General features: G+C 59.8%; 14 protein-coding genes, 4 tRNA genes and 1 other RNA gene. 9 read left to right on the plus strand and 10 right to left on the minus strand.

Features of this window, described 5'->3' with window-relative positions:
- From tuf to F0M18_RS16495, 7 genes are all read right to left on the minus strand, one after another.
- The coding region (gene tuf, locus F0M18_RS16465) for an elongation factor Tu (RefSeq protein ID WP_149612568.1) at nt 1-1130 on the minus strand (1130 nt) is incomplete at its 3' end.
- 82 nt (nt 1131-1212) lie between these two features.
- A tRNA-Thr gene (locus F0M18_RS16470) sits at nt 1213-1288 on the minus strand.
- Nucleotides 1289-1305: 17 nt separating this feature from the next.
- Nucleotides 1306-1379, minus strand: a tRNA-Gly gene (locus F0M18_RS16475).
- 77 nt (nt 1380-1456) lie between these two features.
- Nucleotides 1457-1583: non-coding RNA, RtT sRNA (locus F0M18_RS16480), on the minus strand.
- Nucleotides 1584-1626: 43 nt separating this feature from the next.
- Nucleotides 1627-1710 (minus strand) — tRNA-Tyr (locus F0M18_RS16485).
- 174 nt (nt 1711-1884) lie between these two features.
- Nucleotides 1885-1960 (minus strand) — tRNA-Thr (locus tag F0M18_RS16490).
- 211 nt (nt 1961-2171) lie between these two features.
- Complete coding sequence (locus F0M18_RS16495; protein ID WP_149612569.1) at nt 2172-2795, minus strand: TetR/AcrR family transcriptional regulator; 624 nt, start codon at nt 2793-2795, stop codon at nt 2172-2174.
- Between the two features lie 107 nt (nt 2796-2902).
- On the opposite strand from F0M18_RS16495, the gene F0M18_RS16500 reads away from it, so the two are divergent.
- Both F0M18_RS16500 and F0M18_RS16505 read left to right on the plus strand, forming a co-directional pair.
- A complete protein-coding gene (locus tag F0M18_RS16500) occupies nt 2903-3655 on the plus strand; it encodes a CPBP family intramembrane glutamic endopeptidase (RefSeq protein ID WP_149612570.1) in 753 nt (250 codons plus the stop codon).
- A gap of 108 nt (nt 3656-3763) precedes the next feature.
- The gene (locus F0M18_RS16505; protein ID WP_149612571.1) at nt 3764-4312 is read left to right on the plus strand and encodes a hypothetical protein; all 549 of its coding nucleotides are present in this window, start codon (nt 3764-3766) and stop codon (nt 4310-4312) included.
- Nucleotides 4313-4404: 92 nt separating this feature from the next.
- Here F0M18_RS16505 and F0M18_RS20010 read toward each other — a convergent pair whose 3' ends face one another.
- Nucleotides 4405-5172 (minus strand): hypothetical protein, encoded by a 768-nt coding sequence (locus F0M18_RS20010; RefSeq protein ID WP_188109767.1) that lies wholly within the window; start codon nt 5170-5172, stop codon nt 4405-4407.
- A gap of 275 nt (nt 5173-5447) precedes the next feature.
- Between F0M18_RS20010 and F0M18_RS16515 the strand changes: the two genes are divergently transcribed.
- A complete protein-coding gene (locus F0M18_RS16515) occupies nt 5448-7376 on the plus strand; it encodes an acyltransferase family protein (protein WP_149612572.1) in 1929 nt (642 codons plus the stop codon).
- On the opposite strand, the gene F0M18_RS16520 is transcribed toward F0M18_RS16515, so the two are convergent.
- Together F0M18_RS16520 and birA are read right to left on the minus strand one after the other, a co-directional pair.
- Nucleotides 7347-8099: a type III pantothenate kinase gene (locus F0M18_RS16520; RefSeq protein ID WP_149612573.1), complete on the minus strand. Its 753-nt coding sequence runs from the start codon at nt 8097-8099 to the stop codon at nt 7347-7349. The genes F0M18_RS16515 and F0M18_RS16520 overlap by 30 nt on opposite strands.
- Nucleotides 8096-9076, minus strand: coding sequence for a bifunctional biotin--[acetyl-CoA-carboxylase] ligase/biotin operon repressor BirA (birA, locus tag F0M18_RS16525; RefSeq protein WP_149612574.1), 981 nt, complete (start codon nt 9074-9076; stop codon nt 8096-8098). The genes F0M18_RS16520 and birA overlap by 4 nt, the downstream gene beginning before the upstream one ends.
- A gap of 98 nt (nt 9077-9174) precedes the next feature.
- On the opposite strand from birA, the gene F0M18_RS16530 reads away from it, so the two are divergent.
- The 6 genes from F0M18_RS16530 (at nt 9175) to F0M18_RS16555 (ending at nt 16260) form a co-directional block, all read left to right on the plus strand.
- Entirely contained in the window at nt 9175-9612 is a 438-nt protein-coding gene (locus tag F0M18_RS16530; protein ID WP_394349411.1) for a MerR family transcriptional regulator, read from the plus strand.
- Between the two features lie 25 nt (nt 9613-9637).
- Nucleotides 9638-10807: an isovaleryl-CoA dehydrogenase gene (locus tag F0M18_RS16535; protein ID WP_149612575.1), complete on the plus strand. Its 1170-nt coding sequence runs from the start codon at nt 9638-9640 to the stop codon at nt 10805-10807.
- 15 nt (nt 10808-10822) lie between these two features.
- Complete coding sequence (locus F0M18_RS16540) at nt 10823-12430, plus strand: carboxyl transferase domain-containing protein (RefSeq protein ID WP_149612576.1); 1608 nt, start codon at nt 10823-10825, stop codon at nt 12428-12430.
- A 19-nt stretch (nt 12431-12449) separates the two neighbouring features.
- Complete coding sequence (locus F0M18_RS16545) at nt 12450-13247, plus strand: enoyl-CoA hydratase/isomerase family protein (protein ID WP_149612577.1); 798 nt, start codon at nt 12450-12452, stop codon at nt 13245-13247.
- A gap of 94 nt (nt 13248-13341) precedes the next feature.
- The gene (locus tag F0M18_RS16550) at nt 13342-15333 is read left to right on the plus strand and encodes an acetyl/propionyl/methylcrotonyl-CoA carboxylase subunit alpha (RefSeq protein WP_149612578.1); all 1992 of its coding nucleotides are present in this window, start codon (nt 13342-13344) and stop codon (nt 15331-15333) included.
- A 6-nt stretch (nt 15334-15339) separates the two neighbouring features.
- Nucleotides 15340-16260: a hydroxymethylglutaryl-CoA lyase gene (locus tag F0M18_RS16555; RefSeq protein WP_149612579.1), complete on the plus strand. Its 921-nt coding sequence runs from the start codon at nt 15340-15342 to the stop codon at nt 16258-16260.
- The last annotated feature ends 50 nt before the right edge of the window (nt 16261-16310 follow it).

Raw genomic sequence — 16310 nt, forward strand, 5'->3', positions numbered from 1 at the left:
ATCAAAGTGGCTGTCATCTGCACGTTGTCGCCCGGCATGACCATCTCAACACCTTCCGGCAGCTCAACAGCGCCAGTCACGTCAGTCGTACGGAAGTAAAACTGCGGACGGTAGCCCTTGAAGAACGGCGTGTGACGACCACCCTCTTCCTTCGACAGAATGTAAACCTCTGCCTCAAACTTGGTGTGCGGGTTCACTGAACCAGGCTTCGACAGAACCTGACCACGCTCAACCTCATCACGCTTGGTTCCACGCAGCAGAACACCCACGTTCTCACCCGCGCGGCCTTCGTCAAGCAGCTTGCGGAACATCTCAACACCAGTACAGGTGGTTGTAGTCGTATCGCGGATACCCACGATCTCAATCTCTTCACCNACCTTGATGATGCCGCGCTCAACACGACCGGTTACAACCGTACCGCGACCAGAGATAGAGAACACGTCCTCTACCGGCATCAGGAACGCACCGTCAATCGCACGCTCAGGCTCAGGAATGTAGGAGTCCAGGGTCTCAACCAGGGTCTTCACCGCGGTGGTACCCAGCTCGTTGTCATCCTTGCCTTCCAGCGCCATCAGCGCAGAACCACAGATGATCGGCGTGTCGTCGCCAGGGAACTCGTACTGGTCAAGCAGCTCACGCAGCTCCATCTCAACCAGTTCCTTCATCTCTTCGTATTCCTCAGAGTCCGCACCGCCGCAGTCTTCCGCCAGCAGGTCAGCCTTGTTCAGGAATACCACGATGTAAGGTACGCCAACCTGGCGTGACAGCAGGATGTGCTCGCGTGTCTGCGGCATCGGGCCGTCAGTCGCACCACAAACCAGGATCGCGCCGTCCATCTGCGCCGCACCGGTGATCATGTTCTTCACGTAGTCCGCGTGTCCGGGACAGTCAACGTGCGCATAGTGACGGTTGGGAGAATCGTACTCCACGTGAGATGTCGCAATGGTGATACCACGCTCTTTCTCTTCCGGTGCGTTGTCGATGCCGTCAAAGGCAACCGCTTCACCGCCCCAAACCTCTGCACATACCCGTGTCAGGGCCGCTGTCAGCGTGGTCTTACCGTGGTCAACGTGACCGATGGTGCCCACGTTGACGTGGGGCTTAGTACGTTCAAATGTTTCTTTTGCCATTACGACAATCTCCTATCGACACCGGCCGCAGCCTTGCTACAGTTAAAAAAACCAAACAACTCCAAACACCAAGAAGGAAAAGTGGAGCTCATAACCGGACTTGAACCGGTGACCTCTTCCTTACCAAGGAAGTGCTCTACCGACTGAGCTATATGAGCCTTTAACCTTCAAATCCTGGAGCGGGTAGCGGGAATCGAACCCGCATCATCAGCTTGGAAGGCTGAGGTTCTACCGTTGAACTATACCCGCGCACCGCTAAACCAAATTTTTAACGCAGATCAATCGCTTGACCTGCTGAGTACAACTCCAGTCATACTCGTCATACATGGTGGAGGGGGGTGGATTATTCGGGGCTTCGCCCCTCACCCTCCGGGTCGCCGCAAGCGGCGCTCATCGCAGCGTTGCTGCTCTGTCGAACCTTGTGGTTCCAATCCACCCCTGGTTCGCCCTCAATCTAACCACCGCGCAACTCACATACAGCCGGAGCTACTTAAACTGGTGGAGGGGGGTGGATTCGAACCACCGAAGCTTTCGCGTCAGATTTACAGTCTGATCCCTTTGGCCACTCGGGAACCCCTCCGGAAGGCGGCATATTGTCCGGATGCCCCTACCCTATGTCAACCGCTTCTCCCAATAAAATTATCGACTTACACACACTTTTACGACCCCGGCACAGGGCGACGGAAAAGTGCGCCACCAACATCGTGGTATGTGCAGTCACTGTGCGGATTGCCTTGGGGAAACGAGGGTGGAATGGAGCTGGCGAGAGGAATCGAACCCCCGACCGGCTGATTACAAATCAGCTGCTCTACCTACTGAGCTACGCCAGCCTGATCCAGACCTGTGAATAATGAAACCCCTTATATGCGCACCTGATGACAAGTACCTATATATAGAAGGAAGAACACCCAGCGGGCTCCATACTCAACGGCGGGTGATTCTATGCCAAGGGTTGGGGTGTTGCAACAGGAAAGTAACCCGCTGCCAATCACCCGGCCGGTAAGGCCGCCGTTCGCGCTGGCGCTGCAAGGGAAACCGGCTTCAGCGTCCCATATACACTGCCAACATATCCGTCATTTCACTGATCAGCACCGACTGACTGAGCGCCAATTGCCTGGACGGATTGATATCGGGGTAGAACAGTCTTTCAGAGAGACTACTGACCAGCACCAGAATGACCATACGCAGTTGATTCGCTGACAGAGGTGCCGGTAATAGCTCGATAACCGGCTGCAACAGTGCCAGGTACTGACTCTTGCGTGCAGAGCCATGGCGGGAATCAGCCAGATCCCCACCAAGGCGAGCATACAGATGAAGTGTTCGCATCATGCCGCGATGAGTTGAATAAAACTCAACATGCGCGGTCACCAGGTGGTGCAGGCGTGCTTCCGCGTCGGAACACTGCTGCAGCACCTGTTCTGACCACAGGGAGTCGACCCAGGCTTGCAGGTCCTGCTCGTAGCGCCCGTATAACACCGGCAGGAGCGCATCCTTGTCCTTGAACCGCCGGTATACAGTACCAACCGCTACGCCTGCCTTCCCGGCGATATCCTTGATGCTGATCTGATCAAAATAGGCCTCCTCCAGTAGCGATTCGAGCGCATTTAACAGCCGCTCCTCGGTAGACTTCGATCGCGCCTGTTTGGGTGAGTGCGTTAGTGGCATGAGCTTGACTCCTTATAGCCACACAAGCCTATGCGAATTGTAATTCACATACAACGCAATACATGCTATTGTGAATTCTTATTCACATATATGCAACGGAGATCTGTATGCGCCGGCTAATAATCGGCACCTGCGCCATCTTTCTGGGACTCGCGGTCTATTCCATCCTGATGAGCAGCGCCGCCAATACCATCGGCCTCGAAGGCGAACTGCCATACTACCTGCTTAACAAGGGTTTATTTGCTGTTTTGCTGCTGCTGTTGGCACTGGCCCTGGGACATCGCGACCTGGTCGCACTGAATTGCCAGCCGCGTCTTTCTACCCTTGCCATATTCTGGCCCATGCTGCTCATCGCGCTCAGTATCACTGCCGGTGCCGAGCAGCCGGCAAGCGATCCGCGATCGCTCATACTGCTGCTTTTGATCGCTGTAGCCGTGGGCATAGGCGAAGAAGTACTGTTCCGGGGGTATGTCTTGCACTGGGCCAGCTTTGGCGGCGTGCGCTTCCAGATCGTCATCAGTGGCATCACCTTCGGTGCGGTGCACCTGCTTGGGTTAGGCAGCAGTATCCCCGCACCCGTGATACTGGCGCAGGTTTTTTTCGCCGCTGCCCTGGGTATGATTTTCGCAAGCGCCCGAATTCGTGATAACTCGCTGTGCCTGCCTATCGTGGTGCACGCACTTTTCAATTTTCTCGCGTTCCGCGCCGCAGGCGGTATTCACAGCACGTTTGAACACCCGGAACAGGTCATACCGGGCATGCTGCTGGCAGGCACCATAGCGCTGGCCTGGGCGATAGTTCTGATATATCGTGCACCTGGTTTCCGCAGCACAATAGCTGATCAGCAACACGGCGGCTGAAAGTCGATTCAAGGCGGCAAAACCAGCTAACGAGAATCCGGCTGTACCGGGCCGGCAACGAGACACGGCATGTGCCACGTATCCCGTCTAAACCTTTGAGAGCTCTACATGCTGCACTGCAGAATTATCCGCGTTCTGTCCCCCCTGCTTCTGGCGCTATTTGCCGCCTGTGCGCTTGCAGCCATTCGCACCACGCTGCCAGTCTCGGCTGAACTGGCGACAGACATCGCCCGCGAACAGTTCCCGGTAACGGTAAAGATCAACCAGGCCAACCTGTTCCTGACCGAGCCGAGGGTAGTCTTTGTGGATGCAAAGCGGATTGCCGTACACGTGCGCTTCCAGGCCTACGATCACCGCCCCGAGCACGGCATCGCCATGAGTGAGACAGGGCGGGCGGCATTTTCCGGGGAACTGGATTTTGATCCGGAGACACGGCAGATCCTGCTGTTCCGCCCAAAAATCGACCAGTTGGTGTTCGACAACGAAAGTCCGGCTGCGACCCACCTGTCGACAGAACTGGGCACAGCCTGGTCACGGCAGGTAAAGGACCCGTTGCGCACCGACCTGCCGAATCACCCATACATTGCCGCCTTCAAGGAGAATATCCGTGACGTGGGGTTCGACGGCCGCAGCATAAATCTTTCCATTTATTACTGATACGCAATCACGAGTCTGGTACTCCACCACTAACCCGGTCTTAAGGCGGCCGCGAGATCAGTCGCTGTTAGGTGCTGCGATTACCGCGACTATCAATCCTCTGCGGATTCTTCTTCTATCTCTTCCTCTCCCTCTTCTTCGAGCTCTTCCTCTATTTCTTCCTCAGATTCTTCATCGTCGCCTGAAGATTTGTTCTTATCCTTGCCTTTGGCCAGCCCGTTATTACTTTTCTCACCATCTTCGCCAGCTTCACCCTGTACCGGGCGCAGGATAACTCTCGTATAGGACGTTGCGACAGCCACATCCGCCGGGACAGTCAATCCCAACTGCTCGAGCAGGAGCGCAACAACTTCTTCTGTAAAGCCAAGGCTGACGCCGCGTATGCGCAGGACGTTGCCACCGGCACTGATGTCTAAAGTCTCATCCAGTGGCGTGAACACAGGAATTCGCTCAGTTATGCTACCATTTACCGAAATCAGGCCAGTCAACCGCAAGTCACTGCCATCCGTGGAGTCGCCTTCAGTCTCCGCCATTTGATGATCGATCCTGAAATTCTGCAGGCCGACCACGTTCTCACCACCATCGCATTGCAGAAGCAAACCGCCTCGGTGTTCGATTTCACCCAATGCCGATTCAAGATCCAGGGCACCGCTGCCTATGCTGAAGCGCAGGCGATCGCCACCAGGTTTGATCACTGCCGGCTTTATCCTCTCTATCTGGCAGCTCACCAGGGTTTCCAGAACGTCCTCCGACAATACCAGTGACGTCAGCCCCCCCTGTATTTGCACGGCAGGTGCCGCGTGTACGGTCACTGCCGTCATGGCCAGCCCCAAAATTGCTCCTCGCATCCTGTTCAACATAGCCAATCTCCTACGGCGGCCCTGACCTGCCGCGACACTGTGAAAGAACCTCGAGTATTCCGTACGGCACCGAGACGGTCCAATGACTACTGCTTATGACATGTTATTCCTATTTCATATATCTGCCAGCCACTTCGCCCGCCGCTGCCGGCTGTGCTCCCCCCAGCATGACAGGGATCCGCCACAGGTTCACTTTAGGCAGGGGCACCTGTACCCTGCTCTCGTCCCGGTAACACACCGAAATACATGCACATCCCCTTTTTACGCACAAGGCAATGACCGTCTACCGCGCTGACATAGACGGCCTCAGGGCCTTCTCCATCCTTGCCGTGGTGGTTTATCACGCCTTCCCCACGGCTTTGCCGGGCGGTTTTGTCGGCGTGGATGTGTTCTTCGTTATCTCAGGGTACCTGATTTCCGGCATCATTCTGAAAGGCCAGGCCACCGGGGATTTTTCCCTGGCGACATTCTATCGCCGGCGCATCCAGCGCATCGTCCCCGCGCTGCTGCTGGTACTGGTTTTCTGCCTGGCGGCGGGATGGTGGATACTGCTGCCCTATGAATATGCCATGCTCGGCAAACAGACTGCCGCCAGCGCTATTTTCGCGCCCAATATCCTGTTCTGGAGCGAAGCGGGCTATTTCGATACCGACAGCCGGCTGAAGCCACTACTGCACCTGTGGTCGCTGGGCGTTGAGGAACAATTCTACCTCGTCTGGCCGCTGGTGCTGGTAGCCGCAGCCCGCTTCGCGAAGCGCCCGTTGCTGGTGGTCGCGGTGCTGCTGCTCATGTCATTCATTGCCAGCACACTATTACCTGCCGATCCTGCCGCGCACTTCTTCCTGCCCCAGTTTCGCATCTGGGAGCTGCTGCTTGGTGCGGCGCTCGCTGCCAGTGGCGCATCACCGGGCTCGAACTTGAAGGCAGGCGCTGCCGCATTACTGGGCATCACCCTGCTGGTAATCGCCACGTACATTATCAACAGCTCTACCCATTTTCCCGGCTGGTGGGCACTCTTGCCGACGCTGGGTGCGGCACTGTTGATTTTTGCCGGCACTGACAACCCCATCAATCGCTTCCTGGGCTGGGCACCGCTGGTATTCGTGGGCAAGATCAGTTTCCCGCTCTACCTCTGGCACTGGCCACTGCTGACCTTTGCCAGGCTGATGGAGTCCGGTGAACCCAGTGCCGCATTGCGAGTAGCCATCGTGATCGCCAGCGTATTCCTGGCCTGGCTCAGCTACAGGCTGGTGGAAACCCCCTTGCGCTACCACCCGGCCCGTGGGGTACCGGCCATGCTGCTCACCGGGCTTTTGCTGACCGGGGCTGCGGGCGCGGTGATATTGCAAGGGGATGGCGTGCCATCGCGCACTGCCGGGATGGACCAGGCTTTTACCGCGTTATATTGGAAGGAAATCGGCTTACACCGACGGGATGACTGCTCTGACACACTGTCAGTGCCGGGCCGCTGCCTCAGCGACGGCAAGCCACCTGCTATTGCCGTCATCGGCGACAGCCACAGCACCAACACGTTTTTCGCCCTGCAACACGCCTATCGCGAGTCCAGCGAAGGCATCATCAGGCTCGGCCGCGGGGGCTGCCCGCCACTGCTATCGGTAGCGGTGACCGATACACGTGGCGGTAATAGCTGTATGCAAGATACCCGGGGGAATCTGGACTGGGTGCTGGAGAACCCGGCAATACACACGGTCTACCTGTCGTCCATGGGGCCGCCCTACATCAATCCGCGGCAGTCGCGGTATCGCCTGCACTACCCCGACAGACCTGAACTGCAGCAGAACGAGGCGATATTTGCCGCTGCCCTGGGCGACACTACCGCCCGCCTGCTGGACGCGGGCAAAGAAGTCGTGCTGGTAATCGACTGGCCGGGGCTTGGCATGCACCCTGAGACCTGTGTCGACACACGGCCAGTGCGCCTGACTAACTTTACCGCCCGCGACTGCAGCATACCGAGGGCGCGCTACGAGCGCAGCAATCGCAGGTATCGGCAAATACTGCAGGACATCGCCAGTGCGTCTCCACAGGTAAAGCTGTGGGACACCAGTGAAGTTTTCTGTGATGCGCACTACTGCTACGGCATGCGCGAGGGCAGACTACTGTATCGCGACCCGGGCCATCTCTCTCTCGACGGGTCGCGCTACCTCGGCGACCGACTAAATCTGAGCGCCGGAGGCAGCGACTGACGCCGCCATCAGTTCCAGGCCCTCAAATACGAGGTCGGGAGCATGGTCGGCATCCTGCCCCAACAGCGCCATCAGGGTCTTACCCGCACCACCGCAGAAGAACAACCGCGGCGCCGGATTGCCCGCCTGGCGCAGCGCGACCGTCACCGCACCTACCTGTGCCACGGCGATGCCATGGCGCACAGCGGCTGCCGTTGATGTACCCGGAGGCAGGGCGTAGGCAACGTCATCATCGAACCGGACGCGGTCGGTATCCAGCAGCAGCGCACGCTCCATAAGCGCCGGCCCGGGAATGATGTAGCCCCCTTCATGACGGCCATCGGCTGCCACCAGGTCAATGGTCAGCGCCGAACCGGCATCTACAACGCAGATGCGCCCGCCACAGCGAGCACGAGCCCCCAACATGGCAAGCCAGCGATCCACTCCCATACGTTCTGGCTCAGCGTAACTATTCGTCAGGCCGGCGAATACCGCCGGGGTTCGCGCAAACCAGGGCTCCACACGCCACTGTTGCCGCAGCAGGCCGGCCAACTCGTGCTCCAGTTCTGCACCCGCCACGCTGGCAAGCCAGATATGATCGACGCCAGTAACGCTGTGCAGCATCGCCTCGCGGCCGGCATTGTCGCCGTGGGCATAACCCCCGCGAGCGATAATCTCGCCGGCATGCCGAACCCGCCACTTGGCATAGGTGTTGCCAACGTCCATTTGCAGGGAAGTGGTCATGTCGCGCGCCTCAGGGATATCTCGCCGCCAAAGATTGATTGCACGCCGCTGGCCGCCGTTTCCAGTTGCAGCGCCCCGCGCTGATCAACACCCCGGGCAATGCCGGCCATTTGCTGGGCGCCGCTATACAGCACCACTGGCGCATCAGCATAGGCATCCAGTGCCTGCCACTCCTCCCGCCAGGGTCCGAAACCGGTGCTTTCAAAGCCAGCCAGCATCGGCAGCAACTCATCAAGTATCGTACCCAGCAACTGCGCACGCGTTGGGCGCTTGTGTTCACAACAACGGGCCACGTCGGTCCAGTCCTGGTCTATGGCTTCACCCTGCTGCGCCGGCATATCCACGTTCAGGCCGATACCCACGACCACCTGGCACTGGCCGCTGGCGTCACCGGTCATCTCCAGCAGGATGCCGCCAAGCTTGGCACCGTGCGCCAGTACGTCGTTGGGCCATTTAAGCTGCACCGGCGGCACGCCGCAGCGACGCAGCGCACGTGCGACCACGACACCGACAGCGAGGCTCATGCCCTCCAGTACGGCCGCGCCGCCAGCGTATTGCCAAACCGCCGACAGATAAATATTGCGTGCGTAGGGGCTGACCCACTCACGACCGCGCCGGCCACGGCCGGCACTCTGCTGCTCGGCGCTGCACACGTAACCCACGCCAACGCCACTTTCAATCTGCTGCAGCGCCTCGGCGTTAGTGGAGTCAATGTCGTCACGCAGGTCCAGATGGGCCAGCAGGGCCAGCGCTTCAGCCCCCATGACTGCGCGCACGGCCGCTTCATCCAGAAGGTCCATGCCGCCTGGAATCCGGTAGCCTCTGCCCTTCACCGACTCGATCTCGATACCCAGACCGGCCAGCCCGTTGAGCTGTTTCCAGACTGCCGTTCGGCTGACGCCCAGCGCGTTGGCAACATCCTGGCCGGAGACGAATTCCCCACTGGCAAGCAGCGGCAGTAACTTGGTATTTGGCATGGTTGGTGATGGCCCGCGAAACAAGCCGCGATGATAACAGGCCTGCCGGCGTCGGCCAGTGCATACGGAAATAATTTACCGTTTACGTTAACGTAAACTTGAGCTATATTTCACCGGTCCCTGAAGCCGAGGCGCCCGCGCAGCAGATGCCCGAGAAAACCTACAGCATTTCCGACCTTGCCAGTGAATTCGGCGTCACCACCCGCACTATCCGTTTTTACGAAGAAAAAGGGCTGGTCACCCCAAGGCGCGAAGGCCAGAAGCGCCTGTACAACCAGGCCGACCGTGTGCGCATCAAGTTGATCCTGCGCGGTAAGCGCATCGGCATGACCCTGGACGAGTGCGTCGAAGTCATCGACATGTATGATCCCGAGCACAATAACGCCGAACAGCTACACTCTCTTATCGCCAGGGTGCAGGACAAACGCGCACGCTTCGAGCAGCAGCGTCGTGATATCGACGAGATGTTAAAGGGCCTGGACGAGGTCCAGGCCCTGTGTGAAAGCGCCCTGGCGGAGGCCGGGGCAGCCAACTAACCAAGACGACAAGCAGGAAACCAGCATGAACACAGGCTACCCCACCCTCAACTTCGGCCTCGGCGAGGAAATCGACATGCTGCGCGATGCGGTCTACAGCCTCTGCCAGAAAGAGCTGGCCCCGCGCGCCGCCGACATCGACCGCGACAACGATTTCCCACATGACATGTGGCGCAAATTTGGCGACATGGGCCTGCTGGGCATTACCGTCGAGGAAGAGTACGGCGGCAGCAATATGGGCTACCTCGCCCACTCCGTGGCCATGGAGGAGATCAGCCGTGCCTCTGCATCCGTGGGCTTGTCCTATGGCGCTATGTCCAACCTGTGCCTGAACCAGTTACGCAAGCATGGTACCGAGGAACAGAAGCAGAAGTACCTGCCGAAACTGTGCAGCGGTGAACACGTGGGCGCACTGGCCATGTCCGAACCCAACGCCGGTTCTGACGTGGTCAGCATGAAACTCAGCGCCCGGCGCAAGGGTGACCACTACATTCTCAACGGCAACAAGATGTGGATCACCAACGGCCCGGATGCCGACACCTATATCATTTATGCCAAGACCGATCCGGAGGCCGGTTCCCGCGGGATCACTGCATTCATTGTGGAGCGCGATTTTGCCGGTTTCTCCCGCTCCCCCAAACTCGACAAACTGGGATGTCGCGGCTCAAATACCTGCGAGCTGGTATTTGAGGACTGCGAAGTACCTGCGGAAAATGTGCTGCGCAACGAAGGCGACGGCGTGAAAATCCTCATGTCCGGTCTTGACTATGAGCGCACCGTACTCTCCGGCGGTCCCGTCGGCATCATGCAAGCCTGTCTCGACCTGGTGCTCCCCTACCTGCACGACCGCAAGCAGTTTGGCCAGAGCATCGGGGAGTTTCAGTTAATGCAGGGCAAGCTGGCCGATATGTACGCCGACATGAACGCATGCCGTTCCTATCTCTATGCCGTGGCCGCGGCCTGCGACCGCGGTGAGGAAACGCGCCAGGACTGCGCGGCAGTCATCCTGTACACCGCAGAAAAAGCCACGCAGATGGCACTGCAGGCAATTCAGGCACTGGGTGGCGTGGGCTACACCAATGACTTCCCTGCCGGCCGCCTGCTGCGCGATGCCAAGTTGTACGAGATCGGCGCGGGCACCTCGGAGATCCGCCGCATGCTGATCGGCCGTGAACTGTTCAACGCCACCAGGTAACAACCGGAGTCTTCCATGACAGTGCTGCACTCGCATATCAATACCCGTGATGACGCCTTCAATCGCAACCGGGACGCCATGCAGGCACAGGTCGATGACCTGCGCAGGGTGGTGGAAAAAATTCGCCAGGGCGGTGGCCAGCGCGCCCAGGAACGGCATATCTCCCGGGGCAAACTGCTGCCTCGCGAGCGTCTCAATGCACTGCTGGACCCAGGTTCACCGTTTCTTGAGTTTTCACAACTGGCCGCGCACGGCGTCTACGACCACGATGTACCGGCTGCGGGAATCATTACCGGTATTGGCCGCGTCGCCGGCGTGGAGTGCATGATTTTCGTCAACGACGCTACCGTGAAGGGCGGCACCTACTACCCGCTTACCGTGAAAAAGCAGGGTCGTGCCCAGACCATGGCGGCAGAAAACAATCTGCCCTGCATCTACCTGGTGGACTCGGGCGGTGCCTTCCTGCCACTGCAGGACGAGGTCTTTCCCGACAAGGACCATTTCGGTCACGCGTTTTATAACCAGGCGCGCATGTCGGCACGCGGGATACCCCAGATTGCAGCTGTACTCGGCTCATGCACTGCCGGCGGCGCCTACCTGCCCGCCATGGCTGACGAATCCATCATCGTCAAGAACCAGGGCACTATCTTCCTCGGCGGTCCGCCGCTGGTGAAGGCCGCCACCGGGGAGGTCGTCAGCGCCGAGGAACTGGGCGGTGCAGATGTGCATTGCCGCACCTCGGGCGTTACCGACCACTACGCGAACAATGACCACCACGCGCTGCAACTGGTTCGTCGTGCGGTATCGCGCCTGAATCGCGTGAAACCGGTGCACATGGATATACGCGAGAGCATTGAACCCGCCTATCCCGTGGAGGACATCTACGGCGTTATCCCCGCCGACACAAAACAGCCTTATGACGTGCGCGAAGTGATAGCGCGGGTTGTCGACGGTTCCGAGTTTGATGAATTCAAGGCCTTGTACGGCGAGACACTGGTCTGCGGCTTTGCCCGCATTCACGGTTACCCGGTCGGCATTATTGCCAACAACGGCATCCTGTTCGCCGAGTCCGCGGTCAAGGGCGCACACTTTGTAGAGCTCTGCGCGCAGCGCAAGATACCACTGGTATTTCTGCAGAACATTACCGGCTTTATGGTCGGCAAGCAGTATGAACACGGGGGCATCGCCCGGCACGGAGCGAAAATGGTGCACGCCGTGGCCTGTGCCAATGTACCCAAATTCACCGTGATCATCGGCGGCTCCTTCGGTGCGGGCAATTACGCCATGTGTGGGCGCGCCTACGAGCCGCGCTTCATGTATATGTGGCCCAACGCGCGAATTTCGGTGATGGGCGGGGAACAGGCAGCTGGCGTACTGGCCACGGTCAAACAGGAACAGTTGGCACGGGAAGGCAAGTCGATGACACCGGAGCAAGAGGCCGCGTTCAAGCAACCCACGCTGGAACTGTACGAAAAACAGGGTCACCCCTATTACGCCTCTGCTCGCCTGTGGGACGACGGCGTCATCGACCCGGCAGACACGCGCATGGTCCTGGGCTTGTCGATTTCGGCGGCGCTGAATGCGCCGATAGAAGCGACGCAGTTCGGGGTGTTCAGGATGTGAACAGGACCAGGACAGCAGCATGAAACAGACAGCAGTGATGACCGGGATTGACTCCCGTGGCGTGGCCACAGTGACACTGGATCGCGCCGAGAAACACAACGCCTTCGACGATGCCATGATCGCCGAACTGCGCGAGGTCTTCGACAGCCTCGCGCAACAGGACGAGGTGCGCGTGGTCGTACTCGCTTCCGCGGGAAAGAGCTTCAGTGCCGGCGCCGATCTCGCCTGGATGAAGCGCATGGCAGAGTACGATCACAGCCACAACCTCGCTGACGCCAGGCTGCTGGCAGGCATGTTGAAATCCCTGTTCGAATTGCCACAGCCCACCGTTGCGCGCGTGCAGGGCGCGGCGTTTGGCGGAGCTGTTGGCCTGGTCAGCTGCTGTGACATGGCGGTGGCCAGCGAGCGTGCCAGTTTTTCTCTATCGGAAGTGAAAATCGGTCTGATCCCGGCCACCATTAGCCCTTTTGTAGTGCGGGCCATGGGCGAGCGCGCCTGTCGGCGCTATTTCACCACCGGTGAGCGCTTTGGCGCCGTGCGCGCACGAGAACTGGGGCTGGTCAGCGAAGTCGTCGACGGTGAAGCACTCGATGCAACCGTGGATCAAATTGTAACAAGCCTGCTGGGCAACGGTCCCCTGGCCGTGCGGCAGGCCAAGCAACTGGTGAGCGACATCGCCGGACGCGAGATATCGGACACCCTGGTCGAAGATACCTGTGAGCGCATTGCGCAGATCCGGGTTTCACCGGAGGGACAGGAAGGCCTCGCGGCATTCCTTAACAAGCGCCCGCCAGCGTGGCTCGAAAGCGCCGAGTAATCGGGCCGTACCCGCCGGCAGAGGGCATGACTGAGCGCCCGGGCCCATGAATGCCGCGCCGGCGGATTAACGACAGACAACAGCGGAACTGAATATGTTCAACAAAATACTGATAGCCAACCGTGGGGAGATTGCCTGCCGTGTGATTCGCACTGCCCACCGTCTGGGCATCGCCACGGTGGCCGTTTATTCGGACGCGGACCGCGATGCCTTGCATGTGCACATAGCCGATGAAGCCATACATATCGGTGCCGCTCCGGCCAGGGAGTCCTACCTGCTTGCCGACAACATCCTCGCTGCAGCACTGGCCACGCATGCCGATGCGGTGCACCCGGGATACGGCTTCCTGTCGGAGAATGCCGCCTTTGCCCGCGCCTGCGCCGAGCAGGGTGTGGTGTTTATCGGCCCGCCGGCGGCGGCTATTGAGGCCATGGGCTCCAAGTCTGCCGCCAAGCGCATCATGGGCGAAGCGGGCGTACCCCTGGTCCCCGGCTATCACGGCGACGACCAGGACCCGGCTGTGCTCAGGCAGGCGGCGGATGAAATGGGCTATCCGGTCCTGCTCAAGGCAACAGCAGGCGGCGGTGGCAAGGGCATGCGCCAGGTCTGGTCCGCGGACGAATTCGAAGCTGCCCTGGCAGCGGCAAAACGCGAAGCGGTGGCAGGTTTTGGCGATGACACCATGCTGGTGGAGAAATACCTGACGCGCCCGCGACACGTGGAGCTGCAGGTATTCTGTGACAATCACGGCAACGGGGTTTACCTGGCGGAGCGTGACTGTTCGGTTCAACGTCGCCACCAGAAAGTGATTGAGGAAGCGCCAGCGCCCGGCATGACTGAAGCCTTGCGACAGGAGATGGGAGAAGCGGCGGTCACCGCAGCCCGCGCCATCGATTACCGTGGCGCCGGGACCGTGGAATTCCTGCTCGATGAGGATGGCAGCTTTTACTTCATGGAAATGAACACCCGCCTCCAGGTCGAGCATCCCGTCACCGAGATGATCACCGGCCAGGACCTGGTGCATTGGCAGTTGCAGGTTGCCAGTGGCGAACCGCTGCCGCTGGCCCAGGACGAGGTGCAAATCCACGGCCATGCCTTTGAAGCGCGGGTTTATGCCGAAGATCCCGACAACGATTTCCTGCCCGCCACCGGCACCCTGGGCTTCCTGCAGCCACCGGAAGAGAGCCAGTATGTACGCGTCGATACCGGCGTACGCCAGGGCGATGAGATCAGCGTCTACTACGATCCCATGATCGCCAAGCTTATTGTCTGGGACGAATCCCGGGAACGCGCACTGCAACGCCTCGCCAGCGCGCTGGCCGAATACCGTATTGGCGGCACCGTGACCAACCTCGATTTTCTTTACAACCTGGCCACCTCGCGCCCGTTCACAGAGGCGGAACTGGATACCGGTTTCATCGAGCGTCACAGCGAGCTCATTTTCCACGACCGCCACCAGGACCTCGAGCGTGAGCTGCCGCTGGCGGCACTGGCACTGTTGTTGTACCAGCGGACACAGCAGCGAGCTGCTGCGCGTGACCCGTTTTCACCCTGGCAGGACAACAGTGGCTGGCGCCTCAACGAGCCGCATGTGCACCGGCTCACGCTGCACTGCCACCAGGCAGATCATGCCGTCACCGTCGAGCAGAAGGGTGACCTGTACCGGGTCAGCGCCGCCGGCAGCGAAACCACGCTCAGTGGTCATCTCGACGGCGACACACTGCACATCGATCGCGAGGGCCACCGCCAGCGCGGCACCCTGGCCCGCACCCACGATGGCTTCACGCTCTACCTGCCCGAGGGCGCCTGCCACTTCCACGAGGTGCTGCCGGACACCGGTGAAGGTGACGGCAGCAACGCCGGCGCGGGGCTGTCCGCACCGATGAACGGGACCATTGTCACCTTGCTGGTGGAACCCGGCACGTCGGTAGAGGCCGACACACCGTTGCTGGTCATGGAAGCCATGAAAATGGAGCACACTATCCGCGCCCCCGGCGCCGGCGTGGTCGAATCTTTCTATTACGCCGCTGGGGACCTGGTCGATGGCGGCGCTGAGTTGCTGCAATTCACAGCGCTCGAGGAGTAACACGCTATGACACTGCCACAACAGGTGCGCATTGTTGAAGTCGGCCCCCGCGACGGCTTGCAGAATGAACCTGGCACCATCCCCGTGGCCAGCAAGCTGCAACTGCTGGACGACCTCGCCGCCGCCGGCCTGCAGGTACTGGAAGCGGGTAGCTTTGTGAATCCCAAATGGGTACCGCAGATGGCCGATAGTGAAATCGTGTTCCAGAAGTTACGACGTCACCCGGGGGTACGCTACACAGCGTTGACGCCGAACCTGCAGGGCTTCGAGCGTGCACTGGCCGCCGGCGCTGACGAGGTCGCCGTATTTGCCGCCGCCTCCGAATCATTTTCCCGCAAGAACATCAACTGCGACATTGGCGAAAGCCTCAAGCGATTCGAAGCCGTGATGGCCGCAGCTCGTGATCACCAGATACCGGTGCGCGGATATGTTTCCTGCGTGCTCGGATGCCCTTATGAAGGCCCGATCGCGCCCGAGGCGGTGGCCGGCGTCAGCGCCGCACTGCTGGATATGGGCTGCTATGAGGTTTCCCTTGGCGACACCATCGGCACCGGCACACCCGGCAGCATGGCGACCCTGCTGGAGACCCTGCTCGCCTGCCTGCAACCAGAACAACTGGCCGTGCACTGTCACGATACCTACGGCCAGGCTCTGGCCAACATTCTGGTCGCCCTGCAACATGGCATTGCCACTGTGGACGCCTCGGTAGCCGGCCTGGGTGGTTGCCCCTATGCGAGCGGCGCTACCGGCAACGTGGCCACCGAAGACGTGGTTTACATGCTTGACGGCCTCGGCATCGAGACCGGCATCGATCTTGTCCGCCTGGTGCATGCGGGCAACGCCATCTCATCTACTATCGGGCGAAGCAGCCAATCGCGGGTGGCGAGGGCACTGGGAAATCCGTTGCAGACGGCAGCGCCCGCTTAGCAACGCCCACCGGGGCCGCAGTGAACGTTATTCCATGCGCAATAACATGG

The sequence above is a fragment of the Pseudohalioglobus sediminis genome, from assembly GCF_008370495.1.
Classification (GTDB): Bacteria; Pseudomonadota; Gammaproteobacteria; order Pseudomonadales; family Halieaceae; genus Halioglobus.

What these genes read in the sequence shown, in the direction of transcription:
- F0M18_RS16495 (WP_149612569.1), bottom strand. Translation starts at nt 2,795, where the DNA reads ATGCCACTAACGCACTCACCCAAACAGGCGCGATCGAAGTCTACCGAG.
- F0M18_RS16500 (WP_149612570.1), top strand. Translation starts at nt 2,903, where the DNA reads ATGCGCCGGCTAATAATCGGCACCTGCGCCATCTTTCTGGGACTCGCG.
- F0M18_RS16505 (WP_149612571.1), top strand. Translation starts at nt 3,764, where the DNA reads ATGCTGCACTGCAGAATTATCCGCGTTCTGTCCCCCCTGCTTCTGGCG.
- F0M18_RS20010 (WP_188109767.1), bottom strand. Translation starts at nt 5,172, where the DNA reads ATGTTGAACAGGATGCGAGGAGCAATTTTGGGGCTGGCCATGACGGCA.
- F0M18_RS16515 (WP_149612572.1), top strand. Translation starts at nt 5,448, where the DNA reads ATGACCGTCTACCGCGCTGACATAGACGGCCTCAGGGCCTTCTCCATC.
- F0M18_RS16520 (WP_149612573.1), bottom strand. Translation starts at nt 8,099, where the DNA reads ATGACCACTTCCCTGCAAATGGACGTTGGCAACACCTATGCCAAGTGG.
- birA (WP_149612574.1), bottom strand. Translation starts at nt 9,076, where the DNA reads ATGCCAAATACCAAGTTACTGCCGCTGCTTGCCAGTGGGGAATTCGTC.
- F0M18_RS16535 (WP_149612575.1), top strand. Translation starts at nt 9,638, where the DNA reads ATGAACACAGGCTACCCCACCCTCAACTTCGGCCTCGGCGAGGAAATC.
- F0M18_RS16540 (WP_149612576.1), top strand. Translation starts at nt 10,823, where the DNA reads ATGACAGTGCTGCACTCGCATATCAATACCCGTGATGACGCCTTCAAT.
- F0M18_RS16545 (WP_149612577.1), top strand. Translation starts at nt 12,450, where the DNA reads ATGAAACAGACAGCAGTGATGACCGGGATTGACTCCCGTGGCGTGGCC.
- F0M18_RS16550 (WP_149612578.1), top strand. Translation starts at nt 13,342, where the DNA reads ATGTTCAACAAAATACTGATAGCCAACCGTGGGGAGATTGCCTGCCGT.
- F0M18_RS16555 (WP_149612579.1), top strand. Translation starts at nt 15,340, where the DNA reads ATGACACTGCCACAACAGGTGCGCATTGTTGAAGTCGGCCCCCGCGAC.